The organism is Photobacterium lucens (genome assembly GCF_009873615.1).
GTDB lineage: Bacteria > Pseudomonadota > Gammaproteobacteria > Enterobacterales > Vibrionaceae > Photobacterium > Photobacterium lucens.
Map to the genome: position 1 here is coordinate 1 of NZ_SSMG01000176.1, position 19,758 is coordinate 19,758.

Annotated in this window: 23 protein-coding genes; 13 read left to right on the plus strand and 10 right to left on the minus strand. The window is 39.6% G+C overall.

The window, feature by feature from the left end; translation table 11 throughout:
* Positions 1–116: 116 nt before the first annotated feature.
* From E5A76_RS08310 to E5A76_RS08320, 3 genes are all read right to left on the minus strand, one after another.
* On the minus strand, positions 117–539 hold the full coding sequence (locus E5A76_RS08310; protein WP_053987702.1) for a DUF3010 family protein: 423 nt from the start codon (positions 537–539) through the stop codon (positions 117–119).
* Positions 540–738: 199 nt separating this feature from the next.
* The gene (locus E5A76_RS08315) at positions 739–1,089 is read right to left on the minus strand and encodes a hypothetical protein (protein ID WP_161118626.1); all 351 of its coding nucleotides are present in this window, start codon (positions 1,087–1,089) and stop codon (positions 739–741) included.
* 89 nt (positions 1,090–1,178) lie between these two features.
* The gene (locus tag E5A76_RS08320) at positions 1,179–1,700 is read right to left on the minus strand and encodes a M48 metallopeptidase family protein (RefSeq protein WP_053987700.1); all 522 of its coding nucleotides are present in this window, start codon (positions 1,698–1,700) and stop codon (positions 1,179–1,181) included.
* Between the two features lie 137 nt (positions 1,701–1,837).
* Between E5A76_RS08320 and E5A76_RS08325 the strand changes: the two genes are divergently transcribed.
* Positions 1,838–2,290, plus strand: a complete 453-nt coding sequence (locus E5A76_RS08325) for a methyltransferase family protein (protein WP_161118627.1) — start codon at positions 1,838–1,840, stop codon at positions 2,288–2,290.
* A 130-nt stretch (positions 2,291–2,420) separates the two neighbouring features.
* A complete protein-coding gene (gene mog / locus E5A76_RS08330) occupies positions 2,421–2,954 on the plus strand; it encodes a molybdopterin adenylyltransferase (RefSeq protein ID WP_161118628.1) in 534 nt (177 codons plus the stop codon).
* Positions 2,955–3,007: 53 nt separating this feature from the next.
* Here the strand turns inward: mog and E5A76_RS08335 are convergent, their stop codons facing one another.
* The gene (locus E5A76_RS08335) at positions 3,008–4,042 is read right to left on the minus strand and encodes an ABC transporter substrate-binding protein (RefSeq protein WP_107166393.1); all 1,035 of its coding nucleotides are present in this window, start codon (positions 4,040–4,042) and stop codon (positions 3,008–3,010) included.
* Positions 4,043–4,228: 186 nt separating this feature from the next.
* Here E5A76_RS08335 and E5A76_RS08340 point away from each other — a divergent pair, with 186 nt between their 5' ends.
* Together E5A76_RS08340 and E5A76_RS08345 are read left to right on the plus strand one after the other, a co-directional pair.
* Entirely contained in the window at positions 4,229–5,509 is a 1,281-nt protein-coding gene (locus E5A76_RS08340; protein WP_161118629.1) for an NAD(P)/FAD-dependent oxidoreductase, read from the plus strand.
* 121 nt (positions 5,510–5,630) lie between these two features.
* Positions 5,631–5,978, plus strand: a complete 348-nt coding sequence (locus E5A76_RS08345; RefSeq protein WP_107166391.1) for a RidA family protein — start codon at positions 5,631–5,633, stop codon at positions 5,976–5,978.
* A 77-nt stretch (positions 5,979–6,055) separates the two neighbouring features.
* On the opposite strand, the gene E5A76_RS08350 is transcribed toward E5A76_RS08345, so the two are convergent.
* Together E5A76_RS08350 and deoD are read right to left on the minus strand one after the other, a co-directional pair.
* Positions 6,056–7,546, minus strand: a complete 1,491-nt coding sequence (locus E5A76_RS08350; protein ID WP_161118630.1) for an IS1 family transposase — start codon at positions 7,544–7,546, stop codon at positions 6,056–6,058.
* A gap of 302 nt (positions 7,547–7,848) precedes the next feature.
* Positions 7,849–8,559, minus strand: coding sequence for a purine-nucleoside phosphorylase (gene deoD, locus E5A76_RS08355; RefSeq protein WP_053987695.1), 711 nt, complete (start codon positions 8,557–8,559; stop codon positions 7,849–7,851).
* Between the two features lie 301 nt (positions 8,560–8,860).
* On the opposite strand from deoD, the gene E5A76_RS08360 reads away from it, so the two are divergent.
* The 5 genes from E5A76_RS08360 (at position 8,861) to E5A76_RS08380 (ending at position 13,089) form a co-directional block, all read left to right on the plus strand.
* A complete protein-coding gene (locus tag E5A76_RS08360) occupies positions 8,861–9,067 on the plus strand; it encodes a DUF3283 family protein (RefSeq protein ID WP_107166388.1) in 207 nt (68 codons plus the stop codon).
* 210 nt (positions 9,068–9,277) lie between these two features.
* On the plus strand, positions 9,278–10,255 hold the full coding sequence (locus E5A76_RS08365) for a glycosyltransferase family 4 protein (protein ID WP_262383644.1): 978 nt from the start codon (positions 9,278–9,280) through the stop codon (positions 10,253–10,255).
* A 32-nt stretch (positions 10,256–10,287) separates the two neighbouring features.
* Positions 10,288–10,983, plus strand: a complete 696-nt coding sequence (locus tag E5A76_RS08370; RefSeq protein WP_161118632.1) for an acyltransferase — start codon at positions 10,288–10,290, stop codon at positions 10,981–10,983.
* Positions 10,980–12,245, plus strand: a complete 1,266-nt coding sequence (locus E5A76_RS08375) for a glycosyltransferase (RefSeq protein ID WP_161118633.1) — start codon at positions 10,980–10,982, stop codon at positions 12,243–12,245. The genes E5A76_RS08370 and E5A76_RS08375 overlap by 4 nt, the downstream gene beginning before the upstream one ends.
* The gene (locus E5A76_RS08380; protein WP_161118634.1) at positions 12,205–13,089 is read left to right on the plus strand and encodes a phytanoyl-CoA dioxygenase family protein; all 885 of its coding nucleotides are present in this window, start codon (positions 12,205–12,207) and stop codon (positions 13,087–13,089) included. Before E5A76_RS08375 ends, E5A76_RS08380 begins: the two co-directional genes overlap by 41 nt.
* A gap of 7 nt (positions 13,090–13,096) precedes the next feature.
* On the opposite strand, the gene E5A76_RS08385 is transcribed toward E5A76_RS08380, so the two are convergent.
* Complete coding sequence (locus E5A76_RS08385; protein ID WP_161118635.1) at positions 13,097–13,600, minus strand: copper chaperone PCu(A)C; 504 nt, start codon at positions 13,598–13,600, stop codon at positions 13,097–13,099.
* A gap of 213 nt (positions 13,601–13,813) precedes the next feature.
* On the opposite strand from E5A76_RS08385, the gene E5A76_RS08390 reads away from it, so the two are divergent.
* Positions 13,814–14,197, plus strand: coding sequence for a zinc ribbon domain-containing protein (locus E5A76_RS08390; RefSeq protein ID WP_237459063.1), 384 nt, complete (start codon positions 13,814–13,816; stop codon positions 14,195–14,197).
* A gap of 65 nt (positions 14,198–14,262) precedes the next feature.
* Here the strand turns inward: E5A76_RS08390 and E5A76_RS08395 are convergent, their stop codons facing one another.
* The 3 genes from E5A76_RS08395 to E5A76_RS08405 form a co-directional block, all read right to left on the minus strand.
* Positions 14,263–15,792, minus strand: coding sequence for a YadA-like family protein (locus E5A76_RS08395; RefSeq protein WP_161118636.1), 1,530 nt, complete (start codon positions 15,790–15,792; stop codon positions 14,263–14,265).
* A 135-nt stretch (positions 15,793–15,927) separates the two neighbouring features.
* Positions 15,928–16,167: a hypothetical protein gene (locus E5A76_RS08400; RefSeq protein WP_053987687.1), complete on the minus strand. Its 240-nt coding sequence runs from the start codon at positions 16,165–16,167 to the stop codon at positions 15,928–15,930.
* 25 nt (positions 16,168–16,192) lie between these two features.
* Complete coding sequence (locus tag E5A76_RS08405) at positions 16,193–16,522, minus strand: DMT family transporter (protein WP_107166380.1); 330 nt, start codon at positions 16,520–16,522, stop codon at positions 16,193–16,195.
* 198 nt (positions 16,523–16,720) lie between these two features.
* Here E5A76_RS08405 and E5A76_RS08410 point away from each other — a divergent pair, with 198 nt between their 5' ends.
* From E5A76_RS08410 to E5A76_RS08420, 3 genes are all read left to right on the plus strand, one after another.
* Positions 16,721–17,659 (plus strand): LysR family transcriptional regulator, encoded by a 939-nt coding sequence (locus tag E5A76_RS08410; protein WP_161118644.1) that lies wholly within the window; start codon positions 16,721–16,723, stop codon positions 17,657–17,659.
* 245 nt (positions 17,660–17,904) lie between these two features.
* The gene (locus E5A76_RS08415; RefSeq protein ID WP_161118637.1) at positions 17,905–18,618 is read left to right on the plus strand and encodes an outer membrane beta-barrel protein; all 714 of its coding nucleotides are present in this window, start codon (positions 17,905–17,907) and stop codon (positions 18,616–18,618) included.
* A gap of 158 nt (positions 18,619–18,776) precedes the next feature.
* Positions 18,777–19,655 (plus strand): 6-carboxytetrahydropterin synthase, encoded by an 879-nt coding sequence (locus E5A76_RS08420; RefSeq protein WP_161118638.1) that lies wholly within the window; start codon positions 18,777–18,779, stop codon positions 19,653–19,655.
* Positions 19,656–19,758 lie beyond the last annotated feature (103 nt).

The following is a 19,758-nucleotide window of genomic DNA, read 5'->3' on the forward strand; positions in this document are numbered from 1 at the left end:
TTTCCACGTTCAGTCCTCTTTGTGCCATCCAAGTACCCGTTTAGGTATAAACGATGATGCTTATCCGAACGGCATTACAGTATAATACTGAGCGTTGAGTCTTTTTGTACGAGTTATTAGCGGCTAAGGAAAGCGTATCCTGTCGTAAATGCCGCTTCTTGGAATTGACGTAAACCAGTATCGCGGAAGTCGATACCCATAGGGTTACGCTTAAGCTTTTGTTTGATGTCTGCGTTAGACATGAAATTCACATCAAGATCTGGGATCAGCTGGATCGCTGATTCTAGTTTGAAGCCTACAGCACTGCCTGCGAATTTACCGCGTGTTTCGCGGTTGCGGATAACCACTTTATCTACTTTGTAGTCATCAAGTAGTTTTTTAAATGCGAATTGGAAATCACGCATTTGTTGGTTATCTAGAGAATCTTCCATGATGAACTTTTGTGTACGACATTGAGGAATATCGAACATGCCATTTTGAAGTGAAAGAAGACAAATCACAGCTTCGTTACTACGTAGTTCAACAGCACAAATTTTCATGTTAACACCTGAATCATAATATTTTGCCGCATATTGTAGGCGAAAAAGCGGCGTGCTGTTAGTAGCGATTGTATTTTATTTTCGCTTTCGATGGTTTGGGTGTGTGAGGTGAATTTTTAGTAGAGGAAAGGGGGAAGAAGAAGTGTTACGAAAAACAATAAAGCCAATCTACAAAATAGGATTGGCTTTATTTTATCACTTAGCTTTTTTTCGCTGGTGTGTATGAACGACCCGCAGCTTGGTAGGTTTCTTTATCGTTAATTTCAAACGTGGTGTAGAAGAACCAAGCGATAAAGCGCATTAGTTCATCATCTGCATTCATTACCCACTCAGCAAGCTCTTCTTCTTCGCCTTGCTCATTGGTTTGGCTAAACACGTGGTAAATACGTTGCTTACCATCAATTTCAGCAATACTGAAGTGACCGATCATTGCCGCAGCTGCTTCTGAAATTTCAGTTTCTTCATTGTCTTTTAGCGCATTCAGGATTGCAGGTACGCTTTCTAGCTGTGCTAATTCTTTGACTAAGATTTCAAATTCTTCTTGTTGCATCTTTTACATATCTCTGTGAAGTTTCGCACTATTGTAATAGCAATTAAGTGATTGGATCTAATTTTTCAGCAGCAAGATCTTCGCTGGGATCATTTATTCTCGCTTGCTTGATATACCGGACCCAATAATTCAACCTGAGTTAGGTACATGCGCATATCAAACTCCAGCTGGTGATAACGAGGCTCCATATGTTGGCATAAGGCATAGAAGGCTTTGTTATGCTCTTTTTCACGTAAGTGTGCCAATTCATGGACAACTATCATACGTAGAAACTCAATGGGTGCAGTTTTAAAGACAGAGGCGATACGGATCTCATGCTTGGCTTTTAGTTTATTACCATGTACTCGTGAAATAAAAGTATGTAAGCCTAATGCATGGTTAATTACGTTAATTTTATTATCGTATGCCACTTTACTGATAGGGGCAGATTTTTTTAAATATTCGTTCTTTAGCGCAATAACATAGTCGTAAAGTGCCTTTTCTGTTTTGATATTATGAGGTGTCGGATAGCGCTTAAGTAACAGATCTTTGAGCTTGTCATTATCAATAAGTTGTTGAACTTGCTCTGTTAAGTGAGTGGGGTAACCTTGAAGATATTTAAGTTGCTGCATCACGTCATACTAAGAGATTAAAGCGAAAGGAGCATGCTATAAGGTGACGATGAAAGAGGCAATGTCTAATTTGATCACATAGAATGAAGTCTATAATTTGAATGTGAGTTATCAGCGGCTAAAAAGAAGGATTTGTTATGTCGTTACGCGTCCCACCACCAATATTGTTATTATTATCCATAATGGTAATGTACTTATTATCTCGGTTCTATCCGATCATGACGTTTGATTTTTCAGGCAAGAGTTTACTGATCTCTGTGTTGTGTTTTATCGGTGTGATCCCAGGTTTTACGGCTATTATTGCGTTTGCTAAAGCCAATACCACCATTGATCCGCGTTATCCGCAAAAAACATCGCGTTTAGTCACCACTGGAATTTATCGATTTACTCGTAACCCAATGTATTTGGGGTTAGTGTTCTTTTTATTCGCGGCGGCATTTTATTTTTCAGCGTTAAGCTGTTTTGTGGTGATCCCTGTGTTTATTTGGGTAATGACTAATTTTCAAATAGAGCCAGAAGAAGCGGTGTTATTAGCCATGTTTGGGGAAGATTATCAGCACTATTGCAATACCGTACGCCGTTGGTGCTAAGTAATTTTTAATGAACCAAAGATCAAATGAAAATAACGGTTTACCTGCACGTGATTTTCCTTACACTGACCAGCACGTGACTTTGTTACTCCTAAGTGACAAATAAACATCCGAAACTGAGGGAAAATAAATGAGCAAAGCGAAAATTGGTATTGTTACAGTCAGTGATCGTGCAAGTGCTGGCGTTTACGAAGATATTTCAGGCCAAGCGATTATCGACACTTTGAATGACTATTTAACCTCAGAATGGGAGCCAGTATATAAAGTGATCCCAGACGAGCAAGATGTCATTGAAGCAACATTGATCGAGATGGCTGATGTTCAAAATTGTAGCTTGATCGTCACAACGGGCGGTACTGGCCCTGCTAAGCGTGATGTGACGCCTGAAGCGACGGAAGCTGTGTGTGATCGTATGATGCCTGGTTTCGGTGAGCTAATGCGTGCTGAATCGCTAAAGTTCGTACCAACGGCTATTTTGTCTCGTCAAACCGCTGGTCTACGTGGTGATAGCTTAATTGTTAACTTACCAGGTAAGCCAAAATCTATTCGTGAATGTTTAGATGCGGTATTCCCTGCGATCCCATACTGTATTGATCTGATGGAAGGTCCATTCCTTGAATGTGATGAGTCGGTGATCAAGCCATTTAGACCAAAGCAAAAATAAGAAATTGAGACAAAAAGGGCAATAACCTCAAATGTTATTGCCCTTTTTCTTTGTTAGCTTTTTAGCAACTGCCAGTATTTTTGGTAAATATTGACTGCATCACCTACATCATTGGTAAATTCACCTTTATTTACTTCCTCATCTGTTGGGAAGATCATTGGATCATTTTGTAATGCTTTTGGTAAGAAAGACTTTGCTTGCTTGTTAGGAGCCGGGAAACCTAACTCTTCAACCAATTTCGCTTGGTTTTCTGGACGCATAAAGAAATCAATAAACTTAAAGGCTAAGTCTTTTTTCTCACTGCCTTTCGGTACAATAAAGTTGTCCATCCATAGGATAGAACCTTCTTTAGGGTACACAAATTGCAGCTCAGGCATTTCTTGCTTGGCTAAGTAAGCATTGCCGTTCCATTGCATACCGAGCATTGCTTCACCTGTCACGTATGGTACGTGTGGTGCATCTGAGTTATAGACAACTACGTTAGGACGTAGTGTTAGCAATTTTTCATAAGCTTGTTTAATTTCAGCTTCGTTGGTGCTGTTAATGCTATGGCCCTGTGCTTTTAATGCCATACCAAATACATCACGTACATCATCTAATAGCATGACTTGACGTTGGAAATCACTATTCCACAAATCGTTCCAGCCAGTTACCTGATCATTTTTAATGCTATCAGAGTTGTAAGAAATACCCGTAACACCCCAAACGTAAGGTAGTGAGTAATCATTATTAGGATCAAATTGTTGACCTAATAAACCAGGATAGACATCTTTTAAATGATGCATTTTTGTTTTGTCTATCTTGGCAAGCATGCCTTCACGTGCCATCTTCTCGATAAAATAGGTCGAAGCAAAAACTACATCGTAACCTTTGTTATCCAGTAGTTTTAATTTGGTGTACATCGCTTCGTTATTATCGAAAGTCGAGTAGTTAACGGTGACATTATATTCTTTCTCAAATGCTTGAATTACATCTGTTGGCATATATTCAGCCCAGTTGTAAATATTAAGCACAACATTTTCTGCCGAAGCATTTAATGCTGTAAGTGCGAATGTTAGTGTAGTCACCCCTTTTAATACTTTTTTCATTTTTTAATTCCCTAAATGACCAGGTAAGTCAGTGAAGAGCGGATGATAGAGTTAAGCTTAATCATGTCAAAAGTAATTGGGGCTTTTTTTGAGCAATATCACAGTAATAAATTACTTGTTGTTCTTGAAATGTTCTGACATTATCCGCGCGATTTTTTACCTGTTTCATATATATAGGCAATTGGAATGTCAATGCGTAATCAGTATATTGATAGTTATTACCAAGCAACAATTAATGCGTTACCAGAACAACCTGAACTTGATCAAACTATCGAGGCAGATGTTTGTATTATTGGCGGTGGTATGACGGGCTTGAATGCTGCCATCGAATTACGTCAGAAAGGTTTTTCGGTTGTAGTTTTAGAATCTCAGCGTTTAGCATGGGGTGGTTCAGGGCGTAACGGTGGCCAATGTTTAGTGGGTTACTGTTTAGGCTTACGTGAAGTTGATGAAACTTACGGTCCTGAGTGGGGCAAACAACTGTGGGATCTGTCTTGCGAAGCGGTAGATATTGCTCGTGAGCGTATTCAAGAATTCAATATCGATTGTGACTTCCAACAAGGCTATATCGAACTTGCATTGAAAAAGAGCCAAGAAGAAGAATTAAAATCTTGGTATGACTTAAAGCAAACGCGCTACGATTACCCAACAGCAAGCTGGTGGGAAAAAGAACAAATTCAACAAGTAGCGAATACTGAGCGCTACCTTGGTGGTTTGTTTGATTCAAACAGCGCACACATGCACCCTCTTAATTACACATTAGGTTTAGCCAGTGCTGCAGTGTCGCTAGGCGCAGCGGTATTTGAAAATACGCCAGCAACAAAGATTGAGAAAGGCAATCCACATATTATTCATACGCCAAAAGGGCGTGTGAAAGCGAAACAAGTACTCCTAGCATGTAATGCGTATTTAGATGGCTTGAATCGTAAAGCGCAAAGTGTGGTACTGCCGGTTGCTTCATATATTGCAGTAACAGAGCAGCTTGGTGATCGCCAGCCAATCTCAAACATGATGGCAATGTCAGACTTAAATAACAGTCTTGATTATTACCGTCCAACACCTGATGGTCGTATTTTGTTTGGTGGCGTTAACCATCCATTTAATGGTGAATACAGCGATTCAGCTGAGCGTTTACGCCAACGTATGATCACCGTGTTCCCACAATTGGCTGATGTAAAAATGGAATACCATTGGGGCGGTTTATTTGCGGTAACACGCTCTTACATGCCGCAAATCGATCATCTTGGTGATGATATTTATGTGTCCCACGGTTATACCGGCCACGGTGTAGGTTTAACGAACATTGCGGGTAAAGTAGTCGCAGAAGCAATGGCGGGAACGGCAGAGCGTTTTGATGTGTTTGCCAAGATCAAACATGGCTGGATCCCAACCCCTGAAATTTTACGTAAACCTGCACTTGCGATGGCAATTTGGAAAGCACGTTTAGAAGATTCATTAGGTCGCTAATAAAATTTACGGTGTAAATTGTTATTTGTTGCAAATAATTTTTAACTTTACTGTGTATTGACTGATTTTTTGCTAAAAAAGTTATATTCTTATCAAACTTAATTAGCGAACAGGAAATATCATGATTGAACGTTTAGAAACAGGTGCTCGCATGAGCCGCATTGTTAAGCATAACGGTACGATTTACTTATGTGGTCAAGTTTGTGCAGATGCTACGAAAGGTATCACAGAGCAAACTCAAACCATGCTAGATAAAGTTGAGGCGTTATTACTGCAGGCGGGGAGTGATAAAGAACACATGCTTTCAGCAACGATTTATATTAAAGATATGAGCATGTTCGCAGAAATGAATGCCGTATGGGATAACTGGGTACCGCAAGGTCATGCACCAGCACGTGCTTGTGTTGAAGCGAGCATGGCACGTGATGCTTTATTAGTTGAAATTTCAGTGATTGCAGCAGAAAAATAACAGTTAATGGCAACAGACTATTAATATAAAGGCTTAATATCAGCTCTGATGAGCGACGATATTAAGCCTTTTTTAATTTAATTGAGCAGTTGCTCAAGTGTCATTGGGGCTGAAGCCAAACCTAAACGTTGTGCTGGCGTTAATGAGAATTTATCTTGGCGACATAAATTATGCCAAGCGCGATATATATCGAGTAATGGCAATAGACCAGCAGGGCGTAGCTTTCGGCGCGGCTCATTGATCAGTTGGCTAAATTGCTCTTGAAAGCGATGTTGATAGCTTGATACGGCTCGATAGGTGGCATGTTTTAGCCATTTTTTATCATCGCTGGTTTCACCGCCTAAATGGCATATTCCTTTACTGGTATTTTCTAGATGAGTGAATGCCCATCGATCTTGCCACCATCCTAATAATACAATATCAACCTTTCCGGCATCTTCGCCATGCAGCCATTGTTCGTCTTCTATCACGTAGAGAGGATCAATGCGCTTTTGTTTTATATGTTCAATAAACACTGAGATACACGCTGAACGTAACAAGGTTTCTTGTGGCATAAAGATAGCGAGGTACTCGTTATTCTGAAACATTTCTTTTAAGTAGAGGTAATGGCTATATACCGTGTACTGTGGGTAGATCAATGTTCCCTTGGTGGGATAATTAATTTTAGCGCCACCTGATAATGGGTTCTCCATGTTAGAGCGAGAGAAGATCTTACGATACGTCGCATCTACTTTGGCTAATATACCTTTAGGAATAAAAGGATCTGATACTGTTTCGTGATGCTTTGGAGCCGACATGAAACGGGATGAATCTTGATAGGCATCATGATAGAGGTGGGATAATTCGATATCGTCAGCTTGGTAATTAACATGCTGAGCAACAACATAACCCGATTGTGATTCTGCACTGGCGACCCACATGACACCATTGTGGCTTTGAGGTTGCAGGTCTTTAATATTAGATGCAAGTTCAACATGATGTTGATGTTTAAATAATCGCTCATCAAAAAGGGCGAGCTGACGACGGCAACGTGCAGCGATATGATTAAGCTGATCGTAAAAGGTCTTTGGATTGATCTCTAGGCGTCGGCAAATATCTCGTACAGGATAACCAGTAAATAATAGACCTAATAACTTTTGCTGCATGGCATGTTTGTTATTGGCACCAGACCATCGATCGACAAAGGTGTGTTCGCATGATTTACAGCGATAGCGTTGCCTGTCTCCGCTAAAACCGAATGCATGGTAAAGGTGACGATGAGTCAATACTGAGTAATGTTTATTATCACACTCACTATTAGTACAGGTCGGTAAATCATTGCTTTGTAGTCTATGATAACGCTGTGCTTCTTCTGCGACATCTTGATTATTTAGCAAAGGGGGAAAAGCACCGCATTCTCGGCATACGAGAGTTGGGCGGTGTATATCATTGTTTTGGAGCACGTAGTTATTTGGGTTATGTGAACCAAAGTTCTTACAACTCAGTGTCTTACAGTGATTGAATTGGTAGCCATTGAAAGCCAACGGTAACTGCTCGATGGGATTTGGCGTTGTAAGAAATGTAGACATATCTAACCTTATCTTTGCGCGATCTTTAGATGCAGTATAATAATATTTTTAAGATTGTTACTAAACGGTTACGGGATTTGTGAGAAGGGGCTGAGTAAAATTTTACTCAGCATTGTCAGAGAACAATACGTTTCAAGAATATGTTACCTATGATTGTGTAAGACGCCACATTTTACATTATCGAGCTGGTTTTATATTAATAAAGCGTATTTATTAAACTAACATCCCTTTAGTTTTCGTTATTGAATTTGGAAAATAAGCGGGAAACCGTCGGGGAGGCATGTTTCCCGCTTATGGGTAAATTAAAGGCTGATGGCAGTTTCTAGCGCGATATTCATCATTTCATTGAATGATTTTTGGCGATCTTCTGCACTTAGTTTTTCACCGCGTTTGATATGATCTGAAACAGTAAGAATTGTCAGTGCTTTCGCTCCTAACTCTGCGGCTACACCGTAGATACCCGCAGCTTCCATATCAACACCAAGAATGCCAAGTTTTTCCATCTTGTCGAATAGATCAGCTTCTGGACTATAGAAAAGATCAGCAGAGAATACGTTACCTACGCGAACGGGTACTTGTTGCGCTCGAGCCTGATTTACTGCTGTTTCTAATAGATGGTAATCAGCAATGGCTGCAAAATCATGGTTAGCAAAGCGGATACGGTTCACTTTTGAATCGGTAGATGCACCCATACCAATGATCACATCCATTAATTTCACATCATCGTGTACTGCGCCACAGCTACCAATACGGATAATGTTTTTAACACCGAAATCTTTAATCAGTTCATGTACGTAGATAGAACATGATGGAATACCCATACCATGACCCATCACAGAAATACGTTGACCTTTATAAGTACCAGTAAAGCCATACATACTGCGCACATCACAGACACGCTTTACATCATCTAGGTAAGTTTCCGCAATAAACTGAGCGCGAAGCGGATCGCCAGGCATAAGTACCGTTTCTGCAAAATCACCAAACTCAGCGTTAATGTGTGGAGTAGCCATAAAGAGCTCCTAGATAAAAATAGTTAATCAACATTATTGTTGTGCTTCGATAGACTCAGTTTATGAAACCGCAAAACTCTAACTAGTGATGTATATCACATAATTTAGGCTGTTTTTGATAAAAATCCATGCTGTTAACTAAATCTGTTGAAAAGGAGAGGGCGGTTTTGTTTTTGTGATGAATAAATAACCGGATTTAGTCATGCTCTAATACAGGCATAGATAAGATGCATGAGGTTATTCTGATCAGACGCTTTTTTGGGTAAAATTAGTGCGAGTTATAACAATGAGAAAAGAACATATGCATAACCTTACATTATTGTCTGATGGTGAAAGAACACGCATTGAATTAGATAAGCAGGCCGCTTATACCGTATGGAAAGTGAAGAACGGTAAGGTCGGTTATGAAGCTTTTGTTGAGTTAGTTAATAATATTACAGATGATGATGAACGAGATTTTTGTGAGAAATCATTATCAAAATATAAGATGCAAATGGGCGTAAATTAATTGCTTTTTTATCTTTTCGCTTATGAACGGCTACCATCTCGGTAGTCGTTTTGTTTAAATTTCGCGAAAATTCTCTTTTTTAAGAAAAAAGCTAAATAATCTCGCATATGCTTAAAAGAATCCCTTTTAATCGCGAGATGAGCCATGAAAAAAATCGTCTTAATTTGCGACATTGATGTAAAAAAAGGGAGCAGTTATTTTGATTTTTTAATGCAGCTAGAATCACCGCGATTTCAGCTTGTTTTACTGGCTCGATCGATTACTGATGATGCTTATAACGATTTATATTCAAAGGGGTATCGTTATGATTCGTTTACCAGTATGTGGCAACTCATTGCTTTACTTCACCATCATCATCCCCACTTGGTACACCTTCATTTTTACGGGATAGGGCATCCTTATACTTTTATTGCTCGATGCTTTTGCTCTCATGTAGTTCTCACTATGCATAATTCACCTCCGCAAGGTTATCAAATCACACCATGGCGACGAATTAAGCAAAAATTATTAGGTCTGCCTCTTGCTCGACTTTGTGCTATTTCACCTTTTATTCAACAATGGTTAAGTCAATTTATGGCGCAAGAAAAAATAGCATTAATTAATAATGGTATTAATTTATCGCGTTTTAAGTATGAAAAAATACCACCAATGACAGCCAAACTACGCTGTTTTTATGTCGGTAGTTTAAGTGCAGAAAAAGGGTTGCATTATCTATTAGCATTATTTTTAGACCCAAGACTTTCGCGTATCGCACAGTTAGATATTTTTGGTGATGGAGAGTTAAAAGAGCAAGTCAAGTTGGCTGCAAATCAAACACAATCGATTAATTTTCACGGTCGTTCAACCCAAATAGAGCAAGATTTAAAACAAGCGCATATCGTGTTAATGCCCTCTTGTTGGCAAGAAGCATTTGGCTATGTCGCAGTAGAAGCGATGGCGGTAGGCAGACCTGTGGTTGCTGAACCCATTGGTGGGCTAGCAGATCTGTTTGTCGATCAACAGCAAGGCTGGTACGTCCATTTTGAGCAATCAGATCAGGTACAGAATTTGCTAAGATTATTGTATAGCCAAAGTGACACGCTCGAAGCGATTAGCGTAGCTGCAAGAAAAAGGGTGGAGCAAGAATACGATATCCAACGACAAATTACGCAAACCCATAAGATGTATACATCTTTATTGGATTCGTAGTTTGTTCAGGCATAAGCAATGGGGTGGCGAGCATGCAAATAACACATCGCATTCGTGCTTATATTAAACAGCAAAATACACCATTAAGTCGGATTTTATATCGAATTGCAAAATGGTTTATTTATGGGCAACTTCCCGATCTTGCATGGATATATCGACCGATCTACGTTGTGTATCGTTTAATGAGTTTTGCTCTGCAACGTTTGCTTAATATCTTCTTATATTTACCAATGTTACAAGCAAGGTTAGAGCATTATTGCCCAGGGTTAAGTTTAGAAAATGGCTTTCCACTGATACAAGGTCCGATCAAAATTTATATTGGTAACAATACTTGCCTAAATGGTGCATTGAGCATTCATGGTCATCCAGATAGTGGAAGTTGCGAAATTCGTATTGGTGAAAATTGTTATATTGGCTGGCAGACAGGTATTTCCGTTGGTAAGAAAGTATTGATTGGGGATAACGTGATGATCGCAGGCAGAACCAGTATTAATGCTCACAGTGGGCACAGCCCGGGGTTAGATAAATATCAACCTCCGACAATGGCAGATCTGGTCATTGAAGATGATGTGTGGATCTGTACAGGGGTACATATTGTTAAACCTGTCACTATTGGTCGAGGTTCGGTTGTTGCTTCGGGGTGCGTGGTCACTAAAGATGTGCCACCCAATGTGCTGTTTGCAGGTAATCCTGGAAAAGTGATCCGACCGCTTCGAGGAAATGAATGAATATATTTTATTTCAGTTATTTTTCTCCTCCTTTATTAAATGTCGGTGCTAATCGTAGTCGACGTTTTTGTCAATATTTAGCCGAGCATGACCACCATATAGTGATGTTTCGCGAAGGGCGGGCGCATCGCTTTGCTCATATCGAACATGATAATAATACCGTGCCATTGGTCGATTCCCTTGCTGTTGCTTCATGGAATATCGATTGGTGTTGGAAATGGCCAACCATTATTCATAAGCAATGCTATCGGCTACGACATTGGCGCTCCCCCGAACGAGATGGTGATATTGCTAAACGTTATTGGCTTATTGATTTACATTGGGGCTGGATAATTCCTACGCTTAAAATGGCATGGAAAAAAAGCCGAATAGTGAAACCTGATGTGATAGTGGTTTCTTGTCCACCATTTAGTAGCGCATTCATCGGTGTCTATTTGTCACAATGGTTGAAAATCCCGTTAGTGTTAGATTTTAGAGATGCATGGTCACAAGCAAGCTACTTTGTTGATAGCAATGCATTAAATTGGGAAAGGCGTGTGTTACAGCAAGCGGATGCGCTGGTGGTAACCTCAACGGCTGATCATGATGCCTATCAAAGGTTATATCCCGATAAGCTGATCCGTTATGTACCCAATAGCTATGATTATATCCTTGATCATGTTTCCGACAATCATGATGTTTTAACGATAGGTTACAGTGGGACATGGGATGGTTTTCGTCGCAGTGCCACAGGAATATTTTCTCAGTTGGCACAATGTGATTTTCCTATTCGTTTTATCAATATTGGTGATATTCAGTCTGAAATGATGAGTTTGATCCATGAGTATCAATTAGATGATGTAGTAAAGATGATCGCCAGCCAACCTAAAGCGAAACTGAATGAAATATTAGCACAGTGTAATGTGCTATTTATTCAAAAGGGGATGGCAGATCAAGGGAAAACAGATACCCATTTAGCGACTAAAGCCATTGATTATGTGGCGAGTGGTAAGCCTATTTTAGCGGAATTACCTGAGGGGGAGACCTTATCATTCTTACGTAAATATGCGACGCAATTGTTTGAAGTCTCTGTAAGTCAACCATTGCAATATCAACAACAGCTACAATCCCTTTATCGACAATGGCAACAGAATAAATTGTTGGTAATGAAACCTTCTAGTGAGTTTTATGCTTGTTATTCAAGTGAAAAATTGGCTTATGATTTTACTCAGGTATTAAAAGATGTCACAACTTACAAGTTTGCTGAAAGCATTAAGACATGATGGTGTTGTGGTATTGCCAGCATGTATTACGCCTGATGAATTATCGATCATGCAACGACATTTTCGAAGCCAATTAGTACGTCCAGCATTTAACTCATGGCAAGGTTATTCTCAAACGGATCGTAAACGTTTGATGGTTGATCAAGTCTTAACGCTCGATCGGGTGTTTTGCCAGATTCCGCTGATGCCATTGATCCATGATTTAGTCGTGAGCTATTTAGATAGTTCTGTTTGTTTGCAAGAAGCAAAAGGTTGGCAAAGTTTGCCTTTTTCCGACAACTTTCACCCACTACATCGTGATGAGTGGTATTGCCCGTTGCATTATCAAGCGCAAGCGATACCTCGCTCTTTAAAATTAGGCTGTTATTTAGATGATGTAGAATCAGGAGTATTTGCTTATGTAAAAGGTTCTCATCACCATTGCTCGCAAGGTGAAGTTGGTGAACACTATCACCAACAAACAGAAGGTCATCAAATCACGACCATTACTGGTAAAGCGGGGACGTTATTTTTATTTGATCCTGAAGGGCTGCATCAACAAAGTTACCCTAACCTATCAGCACGGAATGCACTGTTTTACCATTTCTTCTCGCCATTAGTTGTGCTGTCAAAAAACTTTACCCAATGGGGGCGTTTTCAACGTTTATTGATTGATACCAGCTTTCTTTCTGGATTAAGTGAGCAGCAACTCGCTTTCTTAGGTACAAGCCGATTACCTAGCCGTGATATTCCATCAGTTCAACATTATCGAGCATTATCAATGCCAATAAATATAGCAGTGCGCTCGTTAAACGAAGCGCACTATTGGTTTGAGAAAATAAAAGCCAAAGTGTTAAGAAAATAACACGCCTCTAGTGGTGGTGATGCATGTGTTTTTTCTCGGTTTCAGTTGATGTTGGTGCTTGGAAAGTAGCAGGTTCGACTTTGACATTTACCGTTATTCTTCCTGCGTTTTTAAATGTTAATGTCATTGGAAATATTTCACCCAGCTCTGGTACTTGTTTTAAGTCGAAAAACATAATGTGAAAACCACCGGGTTTGAGTAATGTTTCGCTATTGGCTGTGATGGGGATTGAGCTGACTTGACGCATTTTCATCATACCATCTTGGTGTAAATGTTCGTGTAGCTCTGTCTTATTTGCTATTGGAGAGCTTACTGATAATAGTTCATCGTCCGTTGATGTGTGATTTTTAATAGTGATAAATGCTGCTGCAACCTGTGAGGTTAGAGGTACTTCTTTTGACCAAGCCTGAGTGAGTTCAAGATTCTGTTTAGGGTGATGTTCTGCAAGTACTGGCGTGACAAATAATGCGAGAGTAACAAAGATAAAATGTTTAAATGTGTACTTTCTCATACCTATTCCTTTAGAAGTTGATAGCTATGCTACTGAGTATGGCAAGATATGTCGGCTTTTGCTTATGGTTAGTACTATCGAGAGAGTGAATATCACAGTTAGTCTTGATGAGTGATTGTTATAATTGCAATAAATCGTGTTATGTGACGATAAATACTGCCGTGTTAAATGAAACTTGAGTAAAGATTTTGCCAATAGGTAGGCGAATGAGTCTTGAATTTAGTATTATTAGGCGCAGAGATTGACAGAATGGTGAATAAAGTGAAAACAACTGAATTTTCAGCACTAGATGATGATAATAGTGATGTAATGATTTCGATGCGTGCGGAGCAGCGCCCACACTCGGTAAAAACTACAAAATCATCAGTTAAAGCAGGGGTAGCTACACGTTCAAAGCGTTTAACGGATTGCCCTGCTTGTGAAGGTGTTGTGTCACGTCGTGCGCATTTTTGCCCTCATTGTGGTGAACCGGATCCTTCTCGTCATATTCAACGTTCTCAGTGGGTATCGCGTCTTGTTTGGACGGCGATCATTGCAGCGGGCTGTTGGTATGCATACGTAGAATTAATGCCTTGGGTTATAGAGCGCATGAAGTAATATTTGCAAGGCTTAATAAAAAACCGACGATATACGTCGGTTTTTTTGTTGATGGGAATACTCGATCAGTTAAAACCAAATGTCATACCTGCTGCAACACCAACATTGTGGTTTGAGTTATAAGAGGTATCAAGAGTGACTATACTGTCTGGAGAGGTATTGATCTTCGCAGCCAATGCGATGGCATCTTGATCGCCATAATAGCCTAATCCCATACCTATATTATATTTACGGTTAGGTTTTACCGTAATAGCAGCCATTGCCATAGCTGATGCGATACCGGCATCTTCTCTATTTTGTAAGTTCTTTAGTTTTTCATTAAAGACATTAGAGAGTTGGTTGACTCTTTGATCTGTATAATTATTCGCTTTCTGTAATGTTTGTTGCGCTTTTTCATCTGTATATTGTTTTGATTTATTGTAATACGCCATTACATGATTATTCGTGTAGTTAATGGATTCGTTATGTAAATGACTGATGTTATAAGCATTGGTGTTAACTCCTGCTGTGTTTTTTTCGATACTTTGGCTGTTATTGCTAATACGTTGTGAGTTTTTATTCGCTATTGTTGTGTTATTAAGAATATCTTTTCTGTTTTTTTGAATATCATTGCCATTATTAATGATCACGCGTTTATTATCATTAATATCTGATGTGTTTTGACTGATCTGTTTTGAGTTGGTTGTAATATTCTGAGTGTTATTTTGAATATTGGTTATATTTTTATTTATATTTTCTTTGTTAATACCAATATTATTAGCATTGTTAGCAATGATATTTTTATTGATATCAATTGCTTTATTGTTTTGCTCAATATTCACCATGTTAGTTTTAATATTGTTACTGTTACGGGTGATTTCACTTGAGTTGTTGCTAATGTTTTGACTGTTATGAGTGATCTCACCTTGTAAGGTGTTTTTAGCCTCGGTTAACTGACTGACGTTAACGGCATCTGTAGCATTGATACCAGCGTGAACATTAGTCAGACGACGTGTCACATCCGTTGTTGTGACTTGTACTTTTCCATCAACATATTGTTGGCTATAAACTTTCCCACCAAAACTGACAGTGTCTTTTTCATCTGCACGGCTACCATTACCAATAGCAATACTATTATTTGTTGCGTATGCGTGAGCCCCTAAAGCAATGCTGTTATTTGCATAAGATTGTCTGCCTAATGCTACACCGTTATTTTCTGCCTGTGCACTGGTTCCAATTGCTGTTGAGTTATCTTTTGCATCACTAGTATTACCAATAGCGATAGAATTAGCAGCAACAGTTGTCGTTGATCCTAAACCAATATTATGTGATCCGATAATAGTTGCACCGCTACCTACTACGGTATTCTGATATTGTTTATTAGGTAAAGCCGCAGTATCTGAACGATTAATAATAATATTACCGCCCATCTGATTATTGGTATTAGTTGTATTTAATTCTGTTGGTTGATTTGCTGAAATACCCTGTTCTGACTGAGTGTTGTTATTAACGATAGCCGCGTGAACGTTACATGCGAGAAGTAATGATGCTGAGCAAATTAGCTGCTTTGTTATCCGATTCATAATTATTTTTAGTGTCTGGTGATCGTTAAGCATACAGTAGCGTCAAAAAAATGGCAGGTAAACATAAGATATTGCAATAATAGAAATCAGCAATAATGTTATAGAAGAGTAGTTATGAGATCATCGTCACTAATATTATTATTAGTGACGATGAAAGATAGGAAATAATTAGTGTGTATTTTGCATACCGCGCGTTTGATTCATTGTACGTGAACCTGCGGTACCATAAGTATTAATATCGTATCGGTTTGGTGAATATCCGATACGTGAACGATAACGGCGATCAAGATCTGATAAATTAATACCGTAATTTTCACTTAATTGTTTAATTACTACGTTAATTTCTTTTTGAGAACTATTTTGTTGACGTAGGTAGTAATATAAATTTTCTGCTCGTTGCTGATTCATAATAAACCCCGTATATATGGGATGTTTAGTGGTGGTGTGCCGCGCCTGATAAATTCATAACCGCAAGACCCACTGCAACAATTATCATCCCAATCCAAACTTTAGTATCGATATGTTGGTTATAAATAACGCTTGAAAGCGTGGTAACGAGAATAATGGCAAGCCCAGCCCAAGAGGCATGAACAATACCTACTGGAATACTTTTCATTGCTTGTGATAGAAACAGAAAGGCTGTGATATGCCCAAGAACGACAACAGCTGTTGGTAATGGGTTGGTAAAACCATTGGCAGATTTAAGTGCAACGTGTGATGTCGCCTCTGCTAATACACCTAATAAAAGAAATAACCAACTCACAACCAAACTCCAATCTAATTTCTAACGATGAAGTGATTATAATTATTTCTCTTAAGATGATAATTACATGTTTTGTGAAATTACTTTTGCTAATGGGTAATAATTAATATCTGTTATAGGAATAATGACGAGTTAGTATGTGTTCTACAGTACACTAGCAGAGAGAACGGGATGGATAAGTAATAGGTGGTAGCAGTAGTGCTTCAAGATCGCGCCGGACGAATGGCAATTTTTCATACTTTGGTTAATAGCGGCAATTTTACAACAGCAGCGCATAAACTTGGGGTATCAACATCGCATGTCAGTAAGCAATTGAGCTTATTAGAGGCAGAGCTTCAGGTAAAACTGGTGCAACGAACAACGCGCAGCTTTACCTTAACCGATGAAGGTGTTGAATATGCCAAATTCTGTGAGCAAGTGGTCTCCGCGGTATTAGATGCGGATGCTATGATGGCTGACATCCGTGATGAGGTATCAGGTACGCTTCGTTTAGGATTATCACAGTCATTCGGCACCATGCATATTATCCCCGCCATTGAACATTTTCGTCGTCAGTTCCCAGATCTTCATGTGGAAGTCAGCCTATTTGATCATCGCGCGAATATGGTCGAAGAGGGACTAGATCTGTGGATCACCAATGTTGAAAACATCCCTGAAGGTTATGTTGCTCAGCGTCTAGCTGATACTCGCTTTATTGTTGCCGCATCGCCTGAATATCTTATGCATCATTCTGCGCCTTCTCATCCTCGTGATTTGCAGGAGCACAATTGCCTTGTATATCAAAATAGACAAGTTAACCATGGCACTTGGTCGTTTATACGCGATCAAGAAGGTCTGTGTGTCACGGTATCAGGTAACTACCGGGTTGATTTAGCTGAAGCGGTGCGTGACGCCTGTGTCTCAGGGTGGGGCATTGCCTACCTTGCTACTTATCTTTTAACCGATGAGTTTAAAACTGGAAAGCTAATTCAATTGCTTAATGATTGGGAAGCTAATCAGGGAATGCACTTCTATGCGGTATACCCAAGTCGTAAGCATTTGCCGAAGAAAATAGTGGCTGCGATTAGTTTCTTTAAACAGTATATCGGTGAGACACCCTACTGGGATAAAAATCTTTCACATTATGTCAACCTGTAACGATGTAGAGTCATTTTTCATCAATATTAAGTGGTGTCGTTGGCTTTCTACACCACTTAAATCACTTGTTTTATTTTTCCTCTTCAAATCATCTCCTTGCCTACAAACCAAGATATTCTCGCAGAACCTAGTAACTTGAAATGGCTTGGGTATAATCAGCACCTTGATTGGAATAAAGACAGGCTTGAGCACAAACAGTCGCTTGAAGCTTCATTACAATAAAACAGGATGAGATGGATCGTTTTATGAACAAGACATTGCTTGCGACCCTACTGCTGAGTGCTATTTTCTCTTCAACCTCTTTTGCAGCAGAACAATCAACATCACAAACAGCGGCATATACCCCAAGTGAGCCTTTGGTATTAACGCCTGTTGTGACAGAAGAAAATGATGCTTCATTGGCTGAAGAAGCACCTAAATTTGACGATACCATGCATTATTTCGTTGGTATCACTGGCGGTATGGCTGACTTAAGCCTTGATGTGAATGCTGGAGCAGACAAACTACAATCACCTGACGCAAGTGGTTTATTTGGTGCTGATATTGGTTTTTATACCGCAGGTGGAAAAGGTCGTATTTACTATAGCTACCAGAAAATGAGTGGTGAGTCTGATCATAATGACAAAAAAGCCATTGATACCGATGTATCGCTGCATTTAGTCAGTGCAGATTATATTTTCCGTGCAGATAAAACCATTAATCCATTTATTGGTGCGCATGTCGGTTACATGATCGCAGACAGTAAAGGTGATGGTTACGGTAGCTATAAGCAATCGGGTGAGCTACTAGGTGTGCAAGCTGGTGTGGCATGGCGTATGTCAGATCACTTCACTGCAGAAATGGGGGCACGTCACTCGGCGACTCAAAGTAAAGAGCAAGAAGCGTGGTCTGGAAGCAATACTAAATCAGATCTAAAGAGCATCACGACGTTCTACATGTCTGTAAATTACCGTTTTTAATCATATTTTACGGGCAGACATTGATGAAAGCAGCTATTAAAGTAATAGCTGCTTTTTTATTGCCTCATGTCAAATAATCTTGATTGTTTACTCAACGCCTCAGCAGCGTATAATGCATTCCCCTAGAAACGACAACCATTATCACTAAGGACTTCACTTTGAAGCTATTTGTCAGAGATCTCACTGTAATTGATGCGTCTTACCTATGTACCGAGCGTGGTATGGTAGGCGAAAGTTGGATTCTTGATGTGGTGATGTCGGGCGAGTTAAATGAAATGAGCATGGTGCTCGATTTCAGTCGTGTTAAGAAACAGATTAAGCAATTAGTGGATCAATATGTTGATCACCGCCTAATTGTGCCAGCAAAATCTCCAGCGATTAACACTGCCGCGACAACGACCGGTTATGCGACGGTTGATCTTTTGCGAGATAACAAAAGCATTCATCTTCATTGCCCAGATCAAGCGTTCTGTTTTATTGATGCGGAAACCGTCACTATCGAGAGCGTAACTGACCATGTATACCAAGTACTAAAAGGTAACTTACCTGAAAACGTACAAGGTTTAGATATCACGCTACGCCATGAAACGATCAATGGTGCATTTTACCATTACAGCCATGGTTTGAAAAAGCATGATGGTAACTGTCAGCGTATTGCCCATGGTCATCGCTCTCCAATTGAGCTTATTGTTAACGGCGAACGTAATGCTGAACTTGAAAAGCAGTGGGCAAAGCGTTGGCAAGATATCTACCTTGGCTCGCAAGAAGATCTATTGAGCGTGACAGAACTTAATTTAAGTGAATGCGCTAAACAAGTTACTGATGAAACGCACTATGGTTTCCGATACACCGCACCACAAGGTGAATTTGAATTAGCGATTGCACGTTCAGAAACCGAAATGCTAGATACTGATACTACGGTTGAACTGCTTGCGGGTTACATCGCAGAGAAAGTCAAGCCGAGTTTATCTGACAGCGACACACTTGAAGTTGTTGCTTATGAAGGTGTCGGTAAAGGTGCTATGGCAACCTTATAATTAAGGAACCGCCGCATAACAAAACAGCCCAGCATGCTGATGTTCACTATAGTTAAAGTGACAGAAGCAAAGTTGGGCTTTTTTATGTTTAAAATTTCAGCAA